The organism is Empedobacter sp. GD03861 (assembly GCF_029840885.1).
Lineage (GTDB): Bacteria > Bacteroidota > Bacteroidia > Flavobacteriales > Weeksellaceae > Empedobacter > Empedobacter falsenii_B.
Window position 1 is genome coordinate 25,571 of the sequence record NZ_JAOCDJ010000019.1, and the last position, 16,807, is coordinate 42,377.

Here is a 16,807-nt window from a genome sequence, read left to right on the forward strand (position 1 = left end):
ATTCGTATAACTTATTAATCTATATGCAAAGGTTTTACCTCTTTACATTCTTCATTAGAATAATTTACGGGATATTTTTCTGTAAAACATCCAAAACAATGTTCTTTACTTCCTAATAAATCAATCAGATTATCAACTGTTAAGAAATCTAACGAATCGACATTCAAATAATCTTCAACCTCTTTAATTGACTTATTTCCTGAAATTAAATCTGCTTTAGAAGGCATATCAATTCCTAAATAACAAGGTGCAATAATTGGAGGCGAAGCAGAACGGAAATGAATTTCTTTTGCTCCTGCTTCTTTTAAGATTTTGATTAAAAGTTTCGAAGTTGTTCCACGTACAATCGAATCATCTAAAACAACCAAACGTTTTCCTTTGATTTTATTTTTGATGGGATTCAATTTTAAGTTGACCACACGTTCACGCATTTCTTGTGAAGGAACGATAAACGAACGCGACATATAACGATTCTTAATCAAAATTGGTTCGTAAGGAATACCCGAAGCTTCTGAATAACCAATTGCAGACGGGATCCCAGAATCTGGAACACCAATTACAATATCGGCAGCAACAGGAGATTGTTCGTATAATTTTCGACCAGATTCTACACGTAAATCGTAGATTTCATTTCCTTCGATATTCGAGTCAGGACGTGCAAAATAAATGTACTCAAAAGCACAAATATTACGCTGCGTTGGTTGATTTAATGAATAAGATTTCAAACCTTGTTCATTTACAACAATCAATTCACCTGGCTCTACATCACGGATAAATTCAGCTCCGACAGCGTCTAATGCACATGTTTCTGAACAGAAAACATAGGCATCGTCCAATTTTCCTAAACATAAAGGACGAATACCATTTGGATCGCGAAAAGCTGCCATTTGATTATTCGCTAATAACAAAACCGAATAAGCTCCTTTTACCTTTTCTGTACCTTTCTGTATAGCTTCTACAATATCTAAATGCGAATATTTTTGAATAGAACGTAATAAAACCTCCGTATCCGAAGTTGCTAAAAATGGTAAACCTTCTGCTTCTAATTCAGCTCTTAATGCTTCAACTTCAATTAAATTTCCGTTATGAGCAATAGAGAAATGAGGTTTTCCATAAATATTGTACGTGTAAAGTGGCTGAATGTTACGACGACTTCCACCTCCAGCAGTTGTGTAGCGTGTATGTCCAATCGCAGCATTTCCTTGGTATTCTTCAATCTCGGCTTCCATTGTTTTGAAAACGTCTAATACCAATCCTGTTTTTTTCACCGTTTTAATGTTTCCATCTTTCAAGAAAGAAACACCACACGCTTCCTGTCCACGGTGTTGAAGCGCAAATAAACCAAACTGTGCAATAGAATATGTGTTGATATTATTTGGCGAATAAACCCCAAAAACACCACATTCTTCGTTTACACTATCCACAGTATCGGCTGCATATTTTTTTAATAAATTTCTTTCGTAGAAATTCGTTAAATATTCAGCTTTTAATTGGCTTTTATGTAATTTTTTATCAATCATTATAGAATGAAAAAAATGTTTATTTTAAAACTTCTGTCAAACGATTATATACTTCGTGATAAGCTTCTGAAACATCACCTAAATCACGACGAAAACGGTCTTTATCTAATTTTTTTCCTGTTTCAACATCCCATAAACGACATGTGTCTGGAGAAATTTCGTCAGCTAAAATGATATTACCATCAACATCTTTACCAAATTCAATTTTAAAATCAGCTAAAATTAATCCAGCTTTTAAGAACAATTCTTTCAACGCTTCGTTAATTACTTCTGTTTGTGTGTACATTTCATCTAACTCATCATATGTTGCAGCTCCTAATAAAACCGCATGATGATCGTTGATTAATGGATCTCCTAATTCATCTTTTTTGTAACAGATATCAAAAATTGTAACTGGAGATTTCGCTCCTTCTTCTAATCCTAAACGTTGAGCCATAGACCCAGCTACATAGTTGCGCACAACCATTTCAATTGGAATAATTGATACTTTTTTCACCAATTGCTCACGATCATTCAACTGCTCGATGAAATGAGTTTTAACTCCTTTTTCAATCAAATAGTTGAAAATTAAAGTCGAAATTTTGTTGTTCATTTCTCCTTTGTCCTCAACAGTTCCGCGCTTTTGTGCATTAAATGCAGTTGCGTCATCTTTGTAATAAACAATTACTTTGTCTGCTTCCTCTGTTGAGTAAACTTGTTTTGCTTTCCCTTCGTAAATGAAGTCTTTTTTTGTTAAGCTCATCGTTGTTGTTTGTTTTTTCGAAGCTCGATTTTCGAAATTCGAAGTTAAAATTCATCTAACTTCTAGTTTCTAGTTTCTAACTTCATTACATCGTTTTTTTTGTTTTGTTTGAAATGAAAAAGTCCACTTCGTGTTTGTTGTTTGTTTTGAAAATTAACTTGTTCAAGGTTAACTTTCGAGATTAATTTCGATTGGTTCAGGATCGAAATTGGTATTAGTTTGTTGTTTGTTTCTTTTTAGTATTTAGATGTTAGATATTAGTATTTAGATTTTTTTCTAACTATCTCTAACTTCAAAATTCCTTATTTTTATTCAATGTCAAGCTGAATTCAGTTCAGCTTCTCACACTCTTTAGGATGAGTTCCTGAAACAAGTTCAGGATGACTAAATCTTTATTTTTAAATTGTCATTCTGAATGAAGCTTTAGCGTAATGAAGAATCTTTTTAGATTCCTCGACAAGCTCAGGATGACTAAATCTTTATTTTTAAATTGTCATTCTGAATGAAGCTTTAGCGTAATGAAGAATCTTTTTAGATTCCTCGACAAGCTCGGAATGACAACTTTTTATTTCAATGTCAAGCTGAATTCAGTTCAGCTTCTCACTTTTTTAAGATGAGTTCCTGAAACAAGTTCAGGATGACTCAAACTTTATTCTTCAATTGTCATTCTGAATGAAGCCTTGGCGTAATGAAAAATCTTTTTAGATTCCTCAACAAACTCTAAATGACATTTTTTATTTAATTTTTAGAAGTTAAATTTTCTCATATCTAACTTCTAATATCTCATATCTATAATCTACCCTCTAAAATACTCCACCGCATTTTTGAAGATATTCATATATCCATTTCCTGGAATGTTCTTGAATAATCCTTCTTCGTAACGCTCTGGATGTCCCATTCGTCCGTAAACTTTTCCACAAGGCGATACAATTCCTTCTACCGCAAACGTAGATCCATTTGGATTATAAGGCATTTTTCCAGCTAATTTTCCATCCAAATCTACAAACTGAGTTGCGATTTGTCCTTTATCAATTAACTTTTCTAATTCAACCTCATTTGCTACGAAACGACCTTCTCCATGCGAAAATGGAATCCAGAATTCTTGACCTTCCATTCCTTTTAACCAAGGTGAGTGCGATTTATTCACTCTCACTTTCGCTAATTGTGTAATGTGACGACCAATTTCATTGAACGTTAATGTTGGTGTATCTTCTTCTAAATCTTGAATACGTCCATAAGGCAATAATCCTGATTTAATCAATGCTTGAAAACCATTACAGATTCCTAAAACCAAACCATCGCGCTCTAATAAATTGTGAATTGCATTTTTGATTTTCTCATTGCGTAAAACCGTTGCAATAAATTTACCTGATCCATCTGGCTCATCAGCAGCTGAAAAACCTCCTGGTACAAAGAAAATATTGGCTTGATTGATTTCATTTACAAAAGCATCAACTGATTCTTCAACATCTTGTTGTGTTAAATTACGGAAAGGCAAAGTCGAAACGATTGCTCCTTCTCTACGGAACGCTTTTGCTGAATCATATTCTGAATTTGTTCCTGGGAAAATTGGAATGAAAACTTTTGGGTTTTCTACTTTATGATCGGCGAAGGCAAAACAAATTTGTTCTGCTTTTAAATCTTTTTCCTCAACAACAGTTTCAGTAGTTGATTTATATGGAAACAATGAATTGAATGTTTCTTTCCATTGTTGTTTTAATTCAATCAAATTAATTTCTTCTCCATTAAAGTTGAATGAAGTTGAATCATTTGTTTGACCTAAAACATGATAATTTTGAGCAATTTCAACAGGAATATTTAAATCATCTGAATGTTCAATTACAATCGAAGCTGGATAATATTTTGCTACATCTAAATCAGTTTTGATTTCAAATCCGATTTCATTACCAAAAGCCATATTCGCTACAGTTTCTGCAATTCCACCAAATTTAACTGTCATCATTGATTTTACATCAGCATTAATTGTTCCGATAAAATCAAAAATAGCTTTTGTATTTGCTTCGTCGATTAAATAATCTTCTGTTAATGTTGGAATAAAAACTGAAAGTTTAGAATTCTTTTCAACTAAAGTTCCTTGTACAATTTTTTCAGCCAAAGAAGGCGCAACTGCAAAAGAAATCAACGTTGGCGGAACATCAATATCTTGGTAAGAACCAGACATCGAATCTTTACCTCCAATTGCAGGAATTCCGAACTGTTTTTGTGCTTCAATCGTTCCTAATAAAGCCGCAAATGGTTTTCCCCAACGCGTAGCTTCATCACGTAATTTTTCAAAATATTCTTGAAAAGTTAAACGAATATCAGCGTAATTTCCACCAGCAGCAACAATTTTTGTCATCGAATCAATTACCGCAAAATAAGCTCCGTGATAATTTGACCAACGAGAAATTGTAGGATTGTAACCAAATGAAGCAATAGAAACTGCATTTGTAAATCCGTCTGTTGGGAATTTTTGTACCGAAACATCTTCTGGTGTATCCATTGTTTGTCCACCAAAAGCATTCAAAATAGTAGAACGTCCAACGTTATTGTCAAACATTTCTACCATACCTTTTTGCGACGCATGATTTAACTCTTGCATCATTGCAATAAACGCTTCTTTATTGAAGGCTTTATTCTCAAAAGGATTTGTATATTCTTCGTCCGTAACTTCGATTTTAGCTTGTTTACGAACGCCATTTGTATCTAAAAATTTACGGTCTAATTCAACAATTTTTGTTCCTTTCCAAACCAAAGTCATTGTATCATCTCCCGTTACCTCAGCAACACAAGTCGCATCAAGATTTTCTTCTTTTGCTAATGAGATAAATGTTTCCACATCTTTAGCCTCAACCGCAACAGCCATACGTTCCTGAGATTCAGAAATCGCTAATTCTGTTCCGTTTAATCCAGCATATTTCAATGGAACTAAATCTAAATTAACATTAATTCCGCGTGCAATTTCACCAATTGCAACAGAAACACCTCCTGCTCCAAAGTCATTACATTTTTTGATTAATGCTAAAACATCTGGATTACGGAATAAACGTTGAATTTTACGTTCAACAATTGCATTTCCTTTTTGAACTTCTGCTGATAAATCGTCTAATTTAAGACCATCGTGTGTTTTAGATGAACCAGAAGCTCCTCCTACTCCATCACGACCTGTTGCTCCTCCTAATAAAATAATTCGGTCACCTGCAACTGGTTCTTCACGACGAACATATTCTTTTTTTACAGCTCCAGCCACAAAACCAACTTCCATGCGTTTTGCTTTGTACCCTTCGTCATAAATTTCTTTCACAAAAGTTGTCGCTAAACCAATTTGATTTCCATAAGAACTGTATCCGTTTGCTGCTTCTTTAGAGATTTTACGTTGTGGTAATTTACCTGGTAACGTATCTTCAATTTTTTCTAAAGGATTTGCAGCTCCTGTAATACGCATCGCTTGGAAAACGTAAGAACGTCCACTCAAAGGGTCGCGTATTGCTCCACCAACACATGTCGAAGCTCCACCAAATGGTTCCACTTCTGTTGGGTGATTATGTGTTTCGTTTTTGAATTGTAATAACCATTCTTCTTCAACACCATCTACATCGATTGGAACGACAATAGAACATGCGTTAATTTCTTCAGAAACATCAATATTTTTCACAACTCCTGTACGAGAAAGATATTTTCCCATCACAGTTGCTAAATCCATCAAACGAATTGGTTTAGTTATTCCTAATTCTTGACGAACTTGTTGGTAATAATCGAATGTTTTTTGAAGTGTTTCGTTAAATTTAGAATTAAATTGAACATCTGTAATCTCCGTCTCAAAAGTTGTATGACGACAGTGATCAGACCAATAAGTATCTAAAACTTTTAACTCAGTTTCGGTTGGATTACGATTGATTGATTTGAAATAGTCTTGAATAAAAACTAAATCATCCATCTCTAACGATAATCCAAATTGGTTGTAAATGTCTTGTAGTTTATTTTCGTCAGCAGAAATAAAACCTTCAATAATTGGAACTTCTGTAGCTTCTGGATTAGCTGGAATTTCCATTTTTGAAAGATCTTTCTCGCGCGACTCAATTGGATTGATTAAGTAATCTTTTACTTTCTTTAAATCTTCCACAGACAAATCATCATTGAAAACATATAGTAAACCAGATTTTACGGTTACATTTTCAACATTCATCAACACTAAACATTGTTCCGAAGAATCATCGCGTTGATTATATTGACCTGGTAAAAATTCGGTTGCAAAATAATTTTTAGAATAAGGAATGCTTTCGTTAACTGCATCTTCTACGTATTTGAAAACAACGTCTGTCACAGGATCGACAAACACCTTATTTTGAACCTCTTGTAATTGGCTTTCTTCTATATTAAATAGATCATAAATAACAAAAACCTTGCACACAATTGTAGGTACAAGGTTTTTGAGTTCTATTGTAGTCTTCTGACTGATAACGTCAAAATTTGATTTCTTCTGAATGAAAAGTCTGTGGTTCATTGTATTGTTTGCTGTACTATTTGGTTTAATGTGTTTAAACCATTTGTATCATCTACATCAACAAACAAACTATTTTCTAACGAGAGTGGTTCAAGACTCATTTTGTAGAAAAAAAATTCATTTGTAGTGGCAATTTTTTATGGTCTGCCGTAGAGACGCTCAACCTTATTATGAGCTATACAAATGTTGTAAACTTTAAAAACTAAATCACCTTTAAAAGTGAACTGCAAAATTAAACATTTTAATTAGTAAAATCAAATCTAAATCAACAATATTTTATTTAATTTTTTGGTTAAATATTTTTCTTAAAATTTAAGCATGATTATCAATCAAATGTCCCTTTTTACAACAAAAAAATCCTTATCAAAATTGATAAGGATTTTTCGTTTTCCGTAATTATCTTGTAATTGTCAAATCGTATTCGTTGTCTGATTCATCATATTTATATGATAATTTCATATTGAAATCTTGCATAAACTTTTTGCAAAACGTTTCTATATTTAATGAATCTGGAAAAGTAGCTTTGTTAACTGTCATAAACAAAGTTGTCCAACTTGTATTGTCTTTAAAAATTGTAGAGAATCTTTTCTCCCAATATGTTAAAAACTTTTCTTCTTTTTCATTGATTAATATCTCTTCCATTATACCTACTTTATAAACCAAATACAAATTTACAACTATTTCTAATCAAAACCATTTTTTTACGAATTATTAACGTTTTCAGCTTCTATCTTTCATTCAAAATTCTCAAACTTAAGATTCGCTTAAGATTCACTTTTCCACATCAACAGTTCACTAAATATCAAGACATTTGGACAATAATTTAAAAGCAAAATGTTTACAAATAATTTAAAAGGACGTTACAGTATTTTACTATTTTTCAGTTCGTTATTTATTCTAATTTCATTTATTCTACGCCTAATTTTTGCAATTTGGGTAAAAAGTGATTTCGATTGGAATATTGGCTCGTTATTGCACACTATTTTTTATGGATTGGTGTACGACATTAGCGTTGTAAGCTGTTTCACGTTATTCTTATCATTTTATTTTATGATTTTACCAAACAAATTCGTCAATTCATTATTTGATCGAACTTTCGTGTATTTCGTTTATACATTGTATTTGGTAATCATTTATTTTACATTTTGGGACGAAGTTACATTTTGGGACGAATTCAAAAGCCGATTCAATTTTATTGCAGTCGATTATTTAATTTATACCTACGAAGTTGTTAAAAATATTCAAGAATCATATCCTTTACCAGTTTTAATTGGCGGAATTGTTTTAATTACTGGCTTAACAATTTTTGCAACAAAAAAAGGTTACTTCTTTTACAATACATTTCATAACAAGCCAAAAACAAGTCAAAAAGTTGGTGTTTTTGTGTTCAATTTATTACTTGCGGTTGGCTCATTATTCCTTTTAAACAACGATAGCAGTTCAACTTCAGAAAACCGATACAACAACGAAATTTCAAAAGCGGGAATCTTTTCTTTCTTTTCAGCTTTCCGAAATAATCATTTAAAATATGACGAACATTATAAATCTATTCCGATTGAAGATGCTTTTGCAGTGATGAAATCTGAATTGCAAGATTCGAAAACTGTTTTCGATCAACAATTCAAAAATCCAATACGAAGAACAATTTTAGCGAGTAATCCATCACAACCAGAACAAAAACCAAACGTGATTTTTGTGTTAATGGAAAGTATGAGCGCTTCATTTTTGCAAGAGCAATTCAACGGAAAATCAATCACTCCAAACCTTAATGATATTGCAAATAACAGCATTTACTTCTCAAATATGTTTGCCAACGGAACGCGTACTGTTCGTGGAATGGAAGCTGTCACATTATCAATTCCTCCTACGCCTGGAAACAGTATTGTGAAGCGTGTTGATAATCAAAATTTATATACTATTTCGAATGTTTTCAAAGCAAAAGGATACCACAATATGTTTTTTTATGGTGGCGATGGATATTTTGACAATATGAATGCGTTTTATGGTGGAAATGGTTTTGACATTTACGATCGCGGTCGTGGCAGCGTTTTGAGTGATAAAATCAATACCAATCGATACAATATTAATGATGATGAAGTTACTTTTGAGAATGCTTGGGGAATTGCCGATGATGATATTTACAGAAAAGTGATCAAAGTTGCCGATGAAAAATACAAAACAAAACAACCATTTTTTGCTTTTGTCATGTCAACTTCTAACCACAAACCTTATACGTACGAAGATGGAAAAATTGATATTCCGTCTGGAACTGGTCGTCCTGGAGCTGTAAAATATGCCGATTATGCAATTGGAGATTTAATTGCAAAAGCCAAAACAAAACCTTGGTTCAGTAATACCGTTTTTGTTTTTATTGCCGATCACTGTGCAAGTAGCGCGGGCAAAGATGCAATTGATGTAAAAAATCATCACATTCCGGCATTTATCTATAATTTAAAATCGCACGCCAACGAAAATGTCACAAAAGAAGTTTCTCAAATTGATATTTTCCCTACGTTATTTTCGTTGTTCAATTGGAAATATACATCTCAATTTTATGGAAAAGATATTTTTGATCCGCAATACAAATCACGTTCTTTTGTTGGTACGTATATTAAATTAGGAATGAAAAAAGGTGAAGATGTTTCGATTTTATCTGATCAAAAGAAAATCAATCAATACAAATGGATTGACAAAAATTTAATTGATACAAAGGTTGATCCTATTTTCGAGCGTTCTATCATATCTAATTATCAAACAGCCGATTATTTATTTAGCAATCATTTATTAAATGAAAAATAAAATCATTTTTATCATCAATCCTATTGCTGGAAAGGGAAAAGGACGAATGATTGAAACTGAAATTCAACACTATTTTAGTCAAAAAAATGTTGATTTCGAAACATTTTTAACTGAAAGTATTGGTCACGCAACTGAAATTACAAATCAAGTTCTGACCAAAAATCCTAATATAATCGTAGCTTGTGGCGGCGACGGAACGATAAACGAAGTCGCTCAAGCCTTGGTTGGCAGCAATGTTGCTTTGGGGATTATTCCGATTGGCTCTGGAAATGGATTAGCAGCGAATTTACATATTCCTAAAACCACAGAAAAAGCTTTTGAAACGATTTTGAATGCAAAAATCAATAAAATTGATGCAGGAAAAATCAACGAAAATTACTTTTTTAGCAATATGGGATTGGGAATTGATGCAGATGTGATTAACAATTATGCGCAAACCAAAACCAGAAACTTTTTGGGATATGTAACTGCCAGTACAAAAGCAATTTTTAACTTTCAACCAAAAAAATTTAGCATCGAATTAGATGATCAACATACATTCGATGATGATTTTTATTTTGTGTTCTGCTCTAACTCTAACGAAGCGGGTTACGGCATCTCATTTTCACCCAATGCAAAATTAAATGATGGAAAATTAGACTTTCTTGCAGTAAAAAAGCTTAATTTTATACAACAAATTCAGTTTTCGGCTAATGTTTTAGGAAAACGAATTGAAAAAATGAAGCAAGCAAAAGTATTGCAAGTCAATTCAGTAAAATTCAATTCCAAACAACCAAAAACAATTGCTCAAGTTGATGGTGAAGCCGTTATTTTTAACCAAAATTCTATTGAAGTTTCGATTGTCCCGAATGCTTTAAATGTTATTGTTCCGAATTAGAAAATGAACAAACCAAAAGTTTTAATTGTTGAAGATGAATTGGGAATTGCCAATTTTATGCTTCAAGGTTTAGAAGAAGAAAATTTATCGCCAACGCACTGTTTAAGTGGCGAAGATGCTTTAGTGAAAATAAACAACGAGAAATTTGATGTTATTTTGTTAGATTGGATGATTTTAAATATTTCTGGATTAGAAGTTTGTAAAGCAATCCGAAATTCTGAAAATATGAACCAAAAAACACCCATTATTTTCATTACAGCGAAAGATACAGTTCAAGATACGATTGAAGGTTTGAATGCTGGTGCAAATGACTACATCAAAAAACCATTTGATTTTAATGAATTGGTAGCACGAATTAACGTTTATCTTCGTCAAAATGAATCAAATAATCTTTTGAATTTCGGAAATATTTCAATCAATCCAGAAACGCACCAAACTTTTTTAGACAATAATTTAATTGAATTAACACTAAAGGAATTTCAACTTTTAGCTTACCTATTCAAGAATAAAAACCGAATTTGTACACGCAAAGAAATCATTGAAAACGTTTGGGACATTCACTTTGAATACGATACAAGTGTGATTGATGTTTTTATTAATGCGATTCGTAAAAAATTAAATCTAAAAAAAGACGATCCGCGCTTACATACTATTCGTGGCGTAGGTTATATAACAAACGATGTTTAAAAAATTATCTGTAAAAAATAGAATAGCAACCTTTTACAGCATTTTATTTTCTGCTGTTTTACTCATTATTTTTGGGTTAATTTTCTTTGTTGTAAATAGGGGAATTAACAAAACAATGTACGAAACGTTAGAAGAAGAAATTAACAGTCACGTCGATTATGTTTTACACGAACCTACATTTACAAGTTTTGTACAACCACGTGAATGGGAAGAAGTAGAACATACAGACATTGCGCTGAATCCTGTTTTTATCTCGATTTATGATAAAACTTTCAACTTAGTTGAAAGTTCTCCAAACATGGTTCAAAATCAATTGGATTGGAACAATGAAGAACCAGAAAACAAGCCATTTTATGCTGAATATAATTCAATTCAGTTATTAATTTCTCAAGCAAAATTAATTCATCATGGCGAAGTTGTTGGTTATTTAGTAATAGGCGTTTCTACAAAACACAATCAATTAGCATTAGATTATTTAAAAACTGCCTTACTTATTATCTTTCCTATTTCGGTTTTATTGACGTTTCTTTTAGCTCGTTTTATTGCTGCTAAATCGATTAAACCTGTTTTCAATGTGATTCATACAGCACAGTCTATCACAGAAAATAATCTTTCAGAACGCATTCAATTACCTAAAAATAAAGATGAATTATTTCAACTTTCAGCGACAATAAATTCATTGTTAGATCGATTAGAGTTTCAAATATTAAAAGCTAAACAGTTTTCGGCTGACGCTTCACACGAACTTCGAACACCATTAGCGATTATAAAAGGAACGTTGGAAATTTTGATTCGACGCGAACGCACGCCTGAACAATACAATGAAAAAATAGATTACACATTGAAACAAGTGAATCGTTTGGATCGTTTGGTGGAACAATTTTTATTGCTTTCTCGTGTCGAAAATAATAGTTTGGAGTTAAAAACTTCTTTATTTGAACTAAAATCCGAAGTTTTAAAATCAATTGAACGTTTTGATGTTTTGTTACAAGAAAAACAAATTTCTGTTGATACGGAACAACTTCAAGCTTATGAAATTGATAATTACCAAGAATTTTTTGAGATTATTATCGATAATGTTTTATCAAATGCTATAAAATATTCTAACTTAAAAGGTCAAATAACAATTCTTTCTAACATCGAGAATAATAGTTATGAATTGATTTTTGAAGACAATGGAATTGGAATGAATCAAGAAGATTTAAAATTTGTTCAAGAACGATTTTTCCGTATTCAAAATGATTCAACACTCCATATTTCTGGTTCTGGATTAGGACTAAATATCGCGACACAATTAGCTAAAATAGCTGACATTAAAATGCGAATTGAGAGTACCCAAAATATTGGAACTAAGATTATTTTAACATTGAATATTGAAAATTTTTAAGTAACTTCAATTCATCAAAAATATCAAAATGAGTCAACACGAATATACAAACGGAGAAATTACTATAATCTGGAAGCCTGAATTATGTCAACATGCAGGCATTTGCGTAAAACTACTTCCAAATGTATATAATCCGAAAGAAAAACCTTGGCTAAAGCCAAAAAATGCAAGTAGTGACGAACTTATCAAACAAGTTCATCAATGTCCTTCAGGTGCCTTGAGTATAAAGTAGTAAAATAAATATTTTAGCATTTTATGTTCCTATCTAGCTAATCTTTAACTTCCCTCTGATTTCTTATTCATTAAATATAAGTTCGTATATTCGCAAAATCAAAATTTAAGTAAGACACAATGTAAAAAATAATTTCTTTCAGACAAATCAGAACAACAACCTCAAAACGGTTGCTGTATTGTTTCACTTCTAAAGAAAGGAATTATGCTTACTTTACAAAATATTTCATATCAACATCCAAACAAGGATATACTGTTTAGCGACATTAATTTAACAGTACAAAATCAAGAAAAAATTGCTTTAATTGGTAACAACGGAGTAGGAAAATCTACTTTATTGAAAATTATCGCCAAAAAATATCAACCGTCAAATGGACTAATAAACGTTGAAACCGAACCTTATTATGTTCCACAAATTTTCGGACAATTCAATCAGTTGACGATCGCTCAAGTACTGAAAATCGAAGATAAATTAAGTGCTTTGAACGAAATCTTAAACGGAAACACAAGTGAAGATAATTTCAATTCACTCGATGATGATTGGACAATCGAAGACCGTTGCAATGAAGCATTAAGTTATTGGCAACTCAACGATTTGGACTTGAATCAAAAAATGGAAACTCTAAGTGGTGGACAAAAAACAAAAGTTTTTTTAGCTGGAATTTCCATTCATCAGCCCGAATTAATTTTATTGGATGAACCTAGCAATCATCTCGATAATGTAAGTCGTCAACTTTTATATGATCTAGTTCTCGATACAAAAAGCACGTTAATCATCGTAAGCCACGACAGAAAACTTCTAAATCTTCTAAATAGTGTTTATGAGTTAAGTAAAAACGGGATTAAAATTTATGGTGGAAATTACGACTTTTATAAAGCTCAAAAACAGATTGAAAACAATGCCTTGAGTCAAGATATTCAAAGCAAAGAAAAAGCATTGCGGAAAGCCAAAGAGAAAGAACGAGATACTTTAGAACGACAACAAAAATTGGATAATCGTGGAAAAAGTAAACAAGAAAAATCAGGTGTTGCTCGAATAATGATGAACACTTTGCGAAATAATGCCGAAAATAGTACATCAAAATTAAAAGGTGTTCATGCAGAAAAAATTAATGGAATTTCCCAGGATTTACAATCGCTTCGCTCCTCTCTATCTCCTTTAGATAAAATGAAATTTGGTTTTGATCATTCAGACTTGCATAAAGGAAAAGTTTTATTTACCGCAACTAACATTAACTTTGGTTATAGCGATAAACTGATTTGGAAAAATAACTTAAATTTTGAGATTACAAGTCGCGAACGCATTGCATTAAAAGGAAAAAACGGTTCAGGGAAAACCACGTTGATAAAGCTTATTTTAGGTAAGATAAAACCATACAAAGGAACAATTTATCGAGCAGAAAATAAATCCATTTACATAGACCAAGATTATTCGTTACTTAATAATAAACTAAAAGTTTATGAGCAAGCACAACAATTCAATACCTCAGCATTGCAAGAGCATGAAATCAAGATTCGTTTAAACCGATTTTTATTTTCAAAAGACGACTGGGAGAAACCTTGCTTAATGTTGAGTGGTGGTGAAAGAATGCGTTTATTACTTTGTTGTTTAACAATAAACAGTAAAGCTCCTGACATTATTATTTTGGACGAACCTATCAATAATTTAGATATTCAGAACATTGAAATTTTGACAAAAGCCATAAACGAATATCAAGGAACGCTAATCGTTGTATCACACGACGAAGCATTTTTGGAACAAATAAAAATAGAACGGACGATTGATTTATAAAAAACATAGTAAATAATCAAATTCCTTTCAATGGATTCAAAAGTTACTCAATCCCACATTCGATATATTTTTGGAATTCTTGAAAAAGTTTGAAGAAGAAAAAAATAATGAGTTTATAAAAGCTATATGCATAAAATAATACCTTCATTGTTCACAAGTAATAAGAATGCATTCAATTTTAATCATAGACGATAAAACAAAAATCAGAACACTCCTAGCTCGAATTAGAAGGTTTTGAAATACATCAAGCAGAAAATTTAAAATCAGGGATAAAAAAAATTAAAACACTTACTCCTGAAGTTATTTTATGTGATGTAAAATTACCTGATGGTAATGGTGTTGAGTTTGCAAAAGAAGTCAAAGAACAAATTTTAATTGTAATGGAAGCTTAACGAGCAGAAACTCCATAGCCCAACTTTGTAGAAAATATAGTATAAGTCAATCTCAATTTTATAAGTGGAATAAAGAATTTTTAGAAGCAGGTAAAAAGCGATTATCGGGTGATATAACTCGAGAAAAAACGTAAAACATTTCTGTTGCTATCTGCAAACTTCTTTCTGCATACACTTTTGATTGCTCTGCTGTATGGTCTGAAACTTTAGGATCTTCAAATGTTATCGGTATTCTTTTTTCAGCTCCTGCAATAAACGGACAATCTCCATCTGCTTGCGAACAAGTCATAATAGCTGCGAATGTTCTAGGATTGAATGGATGATCATATTTCTTTGAAAAGCCTATAATTGGAAGTGTATTTTCATCAAACTTAATGGAATAAATCGGATTTGTACTTTCTTCAATTTTGAAAATAGTAAAACCTTGATTCCTTAATGTTTCCACTACTTTCGGGAATAGCGCCGTTTCTTCTGTTCCACCTGAATAACAATATACATTTTGTATGTTGTAAAACGAAGCAGAAACCTGTGCCCAAACTTGTGAAAAATGACTTCGACGTGAATTGTGTGTACAAATAAAGTTGAGATTTACAGCTTGATTATCATTTATTTTCTGTTGAATATAATCTACCAAAGGCTGCAAAACAGCCTTTCTGTCGGTAGATATTCGATCAAAATTTTGAAACTTGATTATGTTTTCTTTTAGTATTGAATACATTGTTTAGTTAGAATTTTAACAACATCCTGAATTTGGTGTGCAACAAGACGATTGAATCTCTGATAATTTCACTTTTGGTTTTTGATTTGGAATACCACATGCATCCTCTGCTAAACAAGCTGTTTGTTTGTTTTTTAAGACAAAGTTTTTACCATTGAATTCTAAATCATATTTCCCAATTGTTTCAGCTTGATACTCTACCTCTATTTCACTGTTCTCGATTCCCAACTGTTTTTCAGAAAGCTCGATGATATGAAGCAATTTATTTGGTTTTAAGCGATGTTCATAATCGTCGGCATTCCATAGTTGGAAATTCACAGCTTTCTCGTTTCGTATTGTTCCTCCACAATCAATAAAATTTTTAGTAATTTGCCCTACTTCTGTTACATGGAAATGTTCTGGTACAAATGTTCCATCTTCTAATTGAAATTCAACATTGTCTAAATTTGGCAATATTTCTTTAATTTGTTCAAGTGTCATATGAATTGAATTTTAAATTTATTTTCTTTTTTATTCATCGTAATATTACGATGTATATAGATTAAAAAAAAATGCCTTTAACAGCATTGTTTAACTTTCACCTCTTGATTAAAGAAAGTGACTAATTCGTTTTGTATCTCATTCCATACTTTTTCTTCAATACAATAACAAACAGACTTTCCTTCTATAGAACCTTGTATAATTCCTATATTTTTTAATTCTTTTAAATGCTGAGAAATAGTTGCTTGTGCTAAGCCCAATTCATCTACCAAATCGTTACAAATACACGCTTTTTGATTGATAATATGTTGTAAAATAGCAATACGAGCCGGATGTCCCAAAACCTTAAACAGCACGGCTAATCTATTTTGTTCTTCTGTAAACATCTCTGTTTTAGTAATTCCCATTTCTCTTTTTATTACATCGCAATATTACGATTTTAAATTTAAAATGTAAAACTTCCTTTCTCTTTTTATTCTTATTATTTTTCAAATGAATTCATATGACCTTCGAGAAATCTTGATGCAAATTAAAGTATTGTAAAAAGTAGATATAAGTATTGAGAATTAAATTTTCAGAAATTAAATTTTAATTTATTGGTTAATATTTTCTACGATAAGACTCTTCTATTTTTCTATTTAATAATAATTCTTCCATAAGGCTTCCTTCTTTTCATAA

General features: G+C 31.7%; 13 protein-coding genes, 1 pseudogene and 1 riboswitch. Of the genes and pseudogenes, 7 read left to right on the plus strand and 7 right to left on the minus strand.

The features are described 5' to 3' along the window. Positions 1 to 14: 14 nt before the first annotated feature. The 4 genes from purF to N5D03_RS09915 all read right to left on the minus strand — a co-directional run bounded on the left by purF (position 15) and on the right by N5D03_RS09915 (position 7,408). The gene (gene purF, locus N5D03_RS09900; RefSeq protein WP_125349020.1) at positions 15 to 1,520 is read right to left on the minus strand and encodes an amidophosphoribosyltransferase; all 1,506 of its coding nucleotides are present in this window, start codon (positions 1,518 to 1,520) and stop codon (positions 15 to 17) included. 19 nt (positions 1,521 to 1,539) lie between these two features. Continuing rightward, positions 1,540 to 2,262 (minus strand): phosphoribosylaminoimidazolesuccinocarboxamide synthase, encoded by a 723-nt coding sequence (gene purC, locus N5D03_RS09905; RefSeq protein WP_038332381.1) that lies wholly within the window; start codon positions 2,260 to 2,262, stop codon positions 1,540 to 1,542. 796 nt (positions 2,263 to 3,058) lie between these two features. Further along, positions 3,059 to 6,766 (minus strand): phosphoribosylformylglycinamidine synthase, encoded by a 3,708-nt coding sequence (locus tag N5D03_RS09910; protein ID WP_280051527.1) that lies wholly within the window; start codon positions 6,764 to 6,766, stop codon positions 3,059 to 3,061. Positions 6,767 to 6,870: 104 nt separating this feature from the next. Beyond that, positions 6,871 to 6,969: riboswitch (purine riboswitch) on the minus strand. A gap of 193 nt (positions 6,970 to 7,162) precedes the next feature. Further along, entirely contained in the window at positions 7,163 to 7,408 is a 246-nt protein-coding gene (locus N5D03_RS09915; protein ID WP_038332385.1) for a hypothetical protein, read from the minus strand. A gap of 192 nt (positions 7,409 to 7,600) precedes the next feature. Here N5D03_RS09915 and N5D03_RS09920 point away from each other — a divergent pair, with 192 nt between their 5' ends. The 7 genes and pseudogenes from N5D03_RS09920 to N5D03_RS09950 all read left to right on the plus strand — a co-directional run. Further along, entirely contained in the window at positions 7,601 to 9,565 is a 1,965-nt protein-coding gene (locus N5D03_RS09920; protein ID WP_280051528.1) for a sulfatase-like hydrolase/transferase, read from the plus strand. After that, complete coding sequence (locus N5D03_RS09925) at positions 9,555 to 10,442, plus strand: diacylglycerol kinase family lipid kinase (protein WP_280051529.1); 888 nt, start codon at positions 9,555 to 9,557, stop codon at positions 10,440 to 10,442. Before N5D03_RS09920 ends, N5D03_RS09925 begins: the two co-directional genes overlap by 11 nt. A 3-nt stretch (positions 10,443 to 10,445) precedes the next feature. Continuing rightward, the gene (locus N5D03_RS09930; protein WP_114999531.1) at positions 10,446 to 11,129 is read left to right on the plus strand and encodes a response regulator transcription factor; all 684 of its coding nucleotides are present in this window, start codon (positions 10,446 to 10,448) and stop codon (positions 11,127 to 11,129) included. Continuing rightward, a complete protein-coding gene (locus N5D03_RS09935) occupies positions 11,122 to 12,516 on the plus strand; it encodes a histidine kinase dimerization/phospho-acceptor domain-containing protein (RefSeq protein ID WP_280051530.1) in 1,395 nt (464 codons plus the stop codon). The genes N5D03_RS09930 and N5D03_RS09935 overlap by 8 nt, the downstream gene beginning before the upstream one ends. Positions 12,517 to 12,544: 28 nt before the next feature. Further along, positions 12,545 to 12,748, plus strand: a complete 204-nt coding sequence (locus N5D03_RS09940) for a (4Fe-4S)-binding protein (RefSeq protein WP_221855540.1) — start codon at positions 12,545 to 12,547, stop codon at positions 12,746 to 12,748. Positions 12,749 to 12,952: 204 nt separating this feature from the next. After that, complete coding sequence (gene abc-f, locus N5D03_RS09945) at positions 12,953 to 14,539, plus strand: ribosomal protection-like ABC-F family protein (protein ID WP_280051531.1); 1,587 nt, start codon at positions 12,953 to 12,955, stop codon at positions 14,537 to 14,539. A 278-nt stretch (positions 14,540 to 14,817) separates the two neighbouring features. After that, positions 14,818 to 15,044 (plus strand): annotated as a pseudogene (locus tag N5D03_RS09950) (transposase); the annotation flags it as partial. Here the strand turns inward: N5D03_RS09950 and N5D03_RS09955 are convergent. The 3 genes from N5D03_RS09955 to N5D03_RS09965 form a co-directional block, all read right to left on the minus strand. Beyond that, positions 14,990 to 15,649, minus strand: coding sequence for a protein-tyrosine-phosphatase (locus N5D03_RS09955; protein WP_125349013.1), 660 nt, complete (start codon positions 15,647 to 15,649; stop codon positions 14,990 to 14,992). The pseudogene N5D03_RS09950 and the gene N5D03_RS09955 sit on opposite strands and share 55 nt — an antisense overlap. Before the next feature lie 15 nt (positions 15,650 to 15,664). Continuing rightward, positions 15,665 to 16,129 (minus strand): DUF6428 family protein, encoded by a 465-nt coding sequence (locus N5D03_RS09960; RefSeq protein WP_125349012.1) that lies wholly within the window; start codon positions 16,127 to 16,129, stop codon positions 15,665 to 15,667. Between the two features lie 77 nt (positions 16,130 to 16,206). Then, positions 16,207 to 16,536: a metalloregulator ArsR/SmtB family transcription factor gene (locus N5D03_RS09965; RefSeq protein WP_125349011.1), complete on the minus strand. Its 330-nt coding sequence runs from the start codon at positions 16,534 to 16,536 to the stop codon at positions 16,207 to 16,209. Between the last annotated feature and the right edge of the window lie 271 nt (positions 16,537 to 16,807).

Bases quoted from the DNA above. Each gene is read 5' to 3' on its own strand.
- N5D03_RS09930 (WP_114999531.1), top strand. From the start codon at position 10,446: ATGAACAAACCAAAAGTTTTAATTGTTGAAGATGAATTGGGAATTGCC.
- abc-f (WP_280051531.1), top strand. From the start codon at position 12,953: ATGCTTACTTTACAAAATATTTCATATCAACATCCAAACAAGGATATA.
- purF (WP_125349020.1), bottom strand. From the start codon at position 1,520: ATGATTGATAAAAAATTACATAAAAGCCAATTAAAAGCTGAATATTTA.
- N5D03_RS09920 (WP_280051528.1), top strand. From the start codon at position 7,601: ATGTTTACAAATAATTTAAAAGGACGTTACAGTATTTTACTATTTTTC.
- N5D03_RS09925 (WP_280051529.1), top strand. From the start codon at position 9,555: ATGAAAAATAAAATCATTTTTATCATCAATCCTATTGCTGGAAAGGGA.
- purC (WP_038332381.1), bottom strand. From the start codon at position 2,262: ATGAGCTTAACAAAAAAAGACTTCATTTACGAAGGGAAAGCAAAACAA.
- N5D03_RS09965 (WP_125349011.1), bottom strand. From the start codon at position 16,536: ATGGGAATTACTAAAACAGAGATGTTTACAGAAGAACAAAATAGATTA.
- N5D03_RS09940 (WP_221855540.1), top strand. From the start codon at position 12,545: ATGAGTCAACACGAATATACAAACGGAGAAATTACTATAATCTGGAAG.
- N5D03_RS09960 (WP_125349012.1), bottom strand. From the start codon at position 16,129: ATGACACTTGAACAAATTAAAGAAATATTGCCAAATTTAGACAATGTT.
- N5D03_RS09935 (WP_280051530.1), top strand. From the start codon at position 11,122: ATGTTTAAAAAATTATCTGTAAAAAATAGAATAGCAACCTTTTACAGC.
- N5D03_RS09910 (WP_280051527.1), bottom strand. From the start codon at position 6,766: ATGAACCACAGACTTTTCATTCAGAAGAAATCAAATTTTGACGTTATC.
- N5D03_RS09955 (WP_125349013.1), bottom strand. From the start codon at position 15,649: ATGTATTCAATACTAAAAGAAAACATAATCAAGTTTCAAAATTTTGAT.
- N5D03_RS09915 (WP_038332385.1), bottom strand. From the start codon at position 7,408: ATGGAAGAGATATTAATCAATGAAAAAGAAGAAAAGTTTTTAACATAT.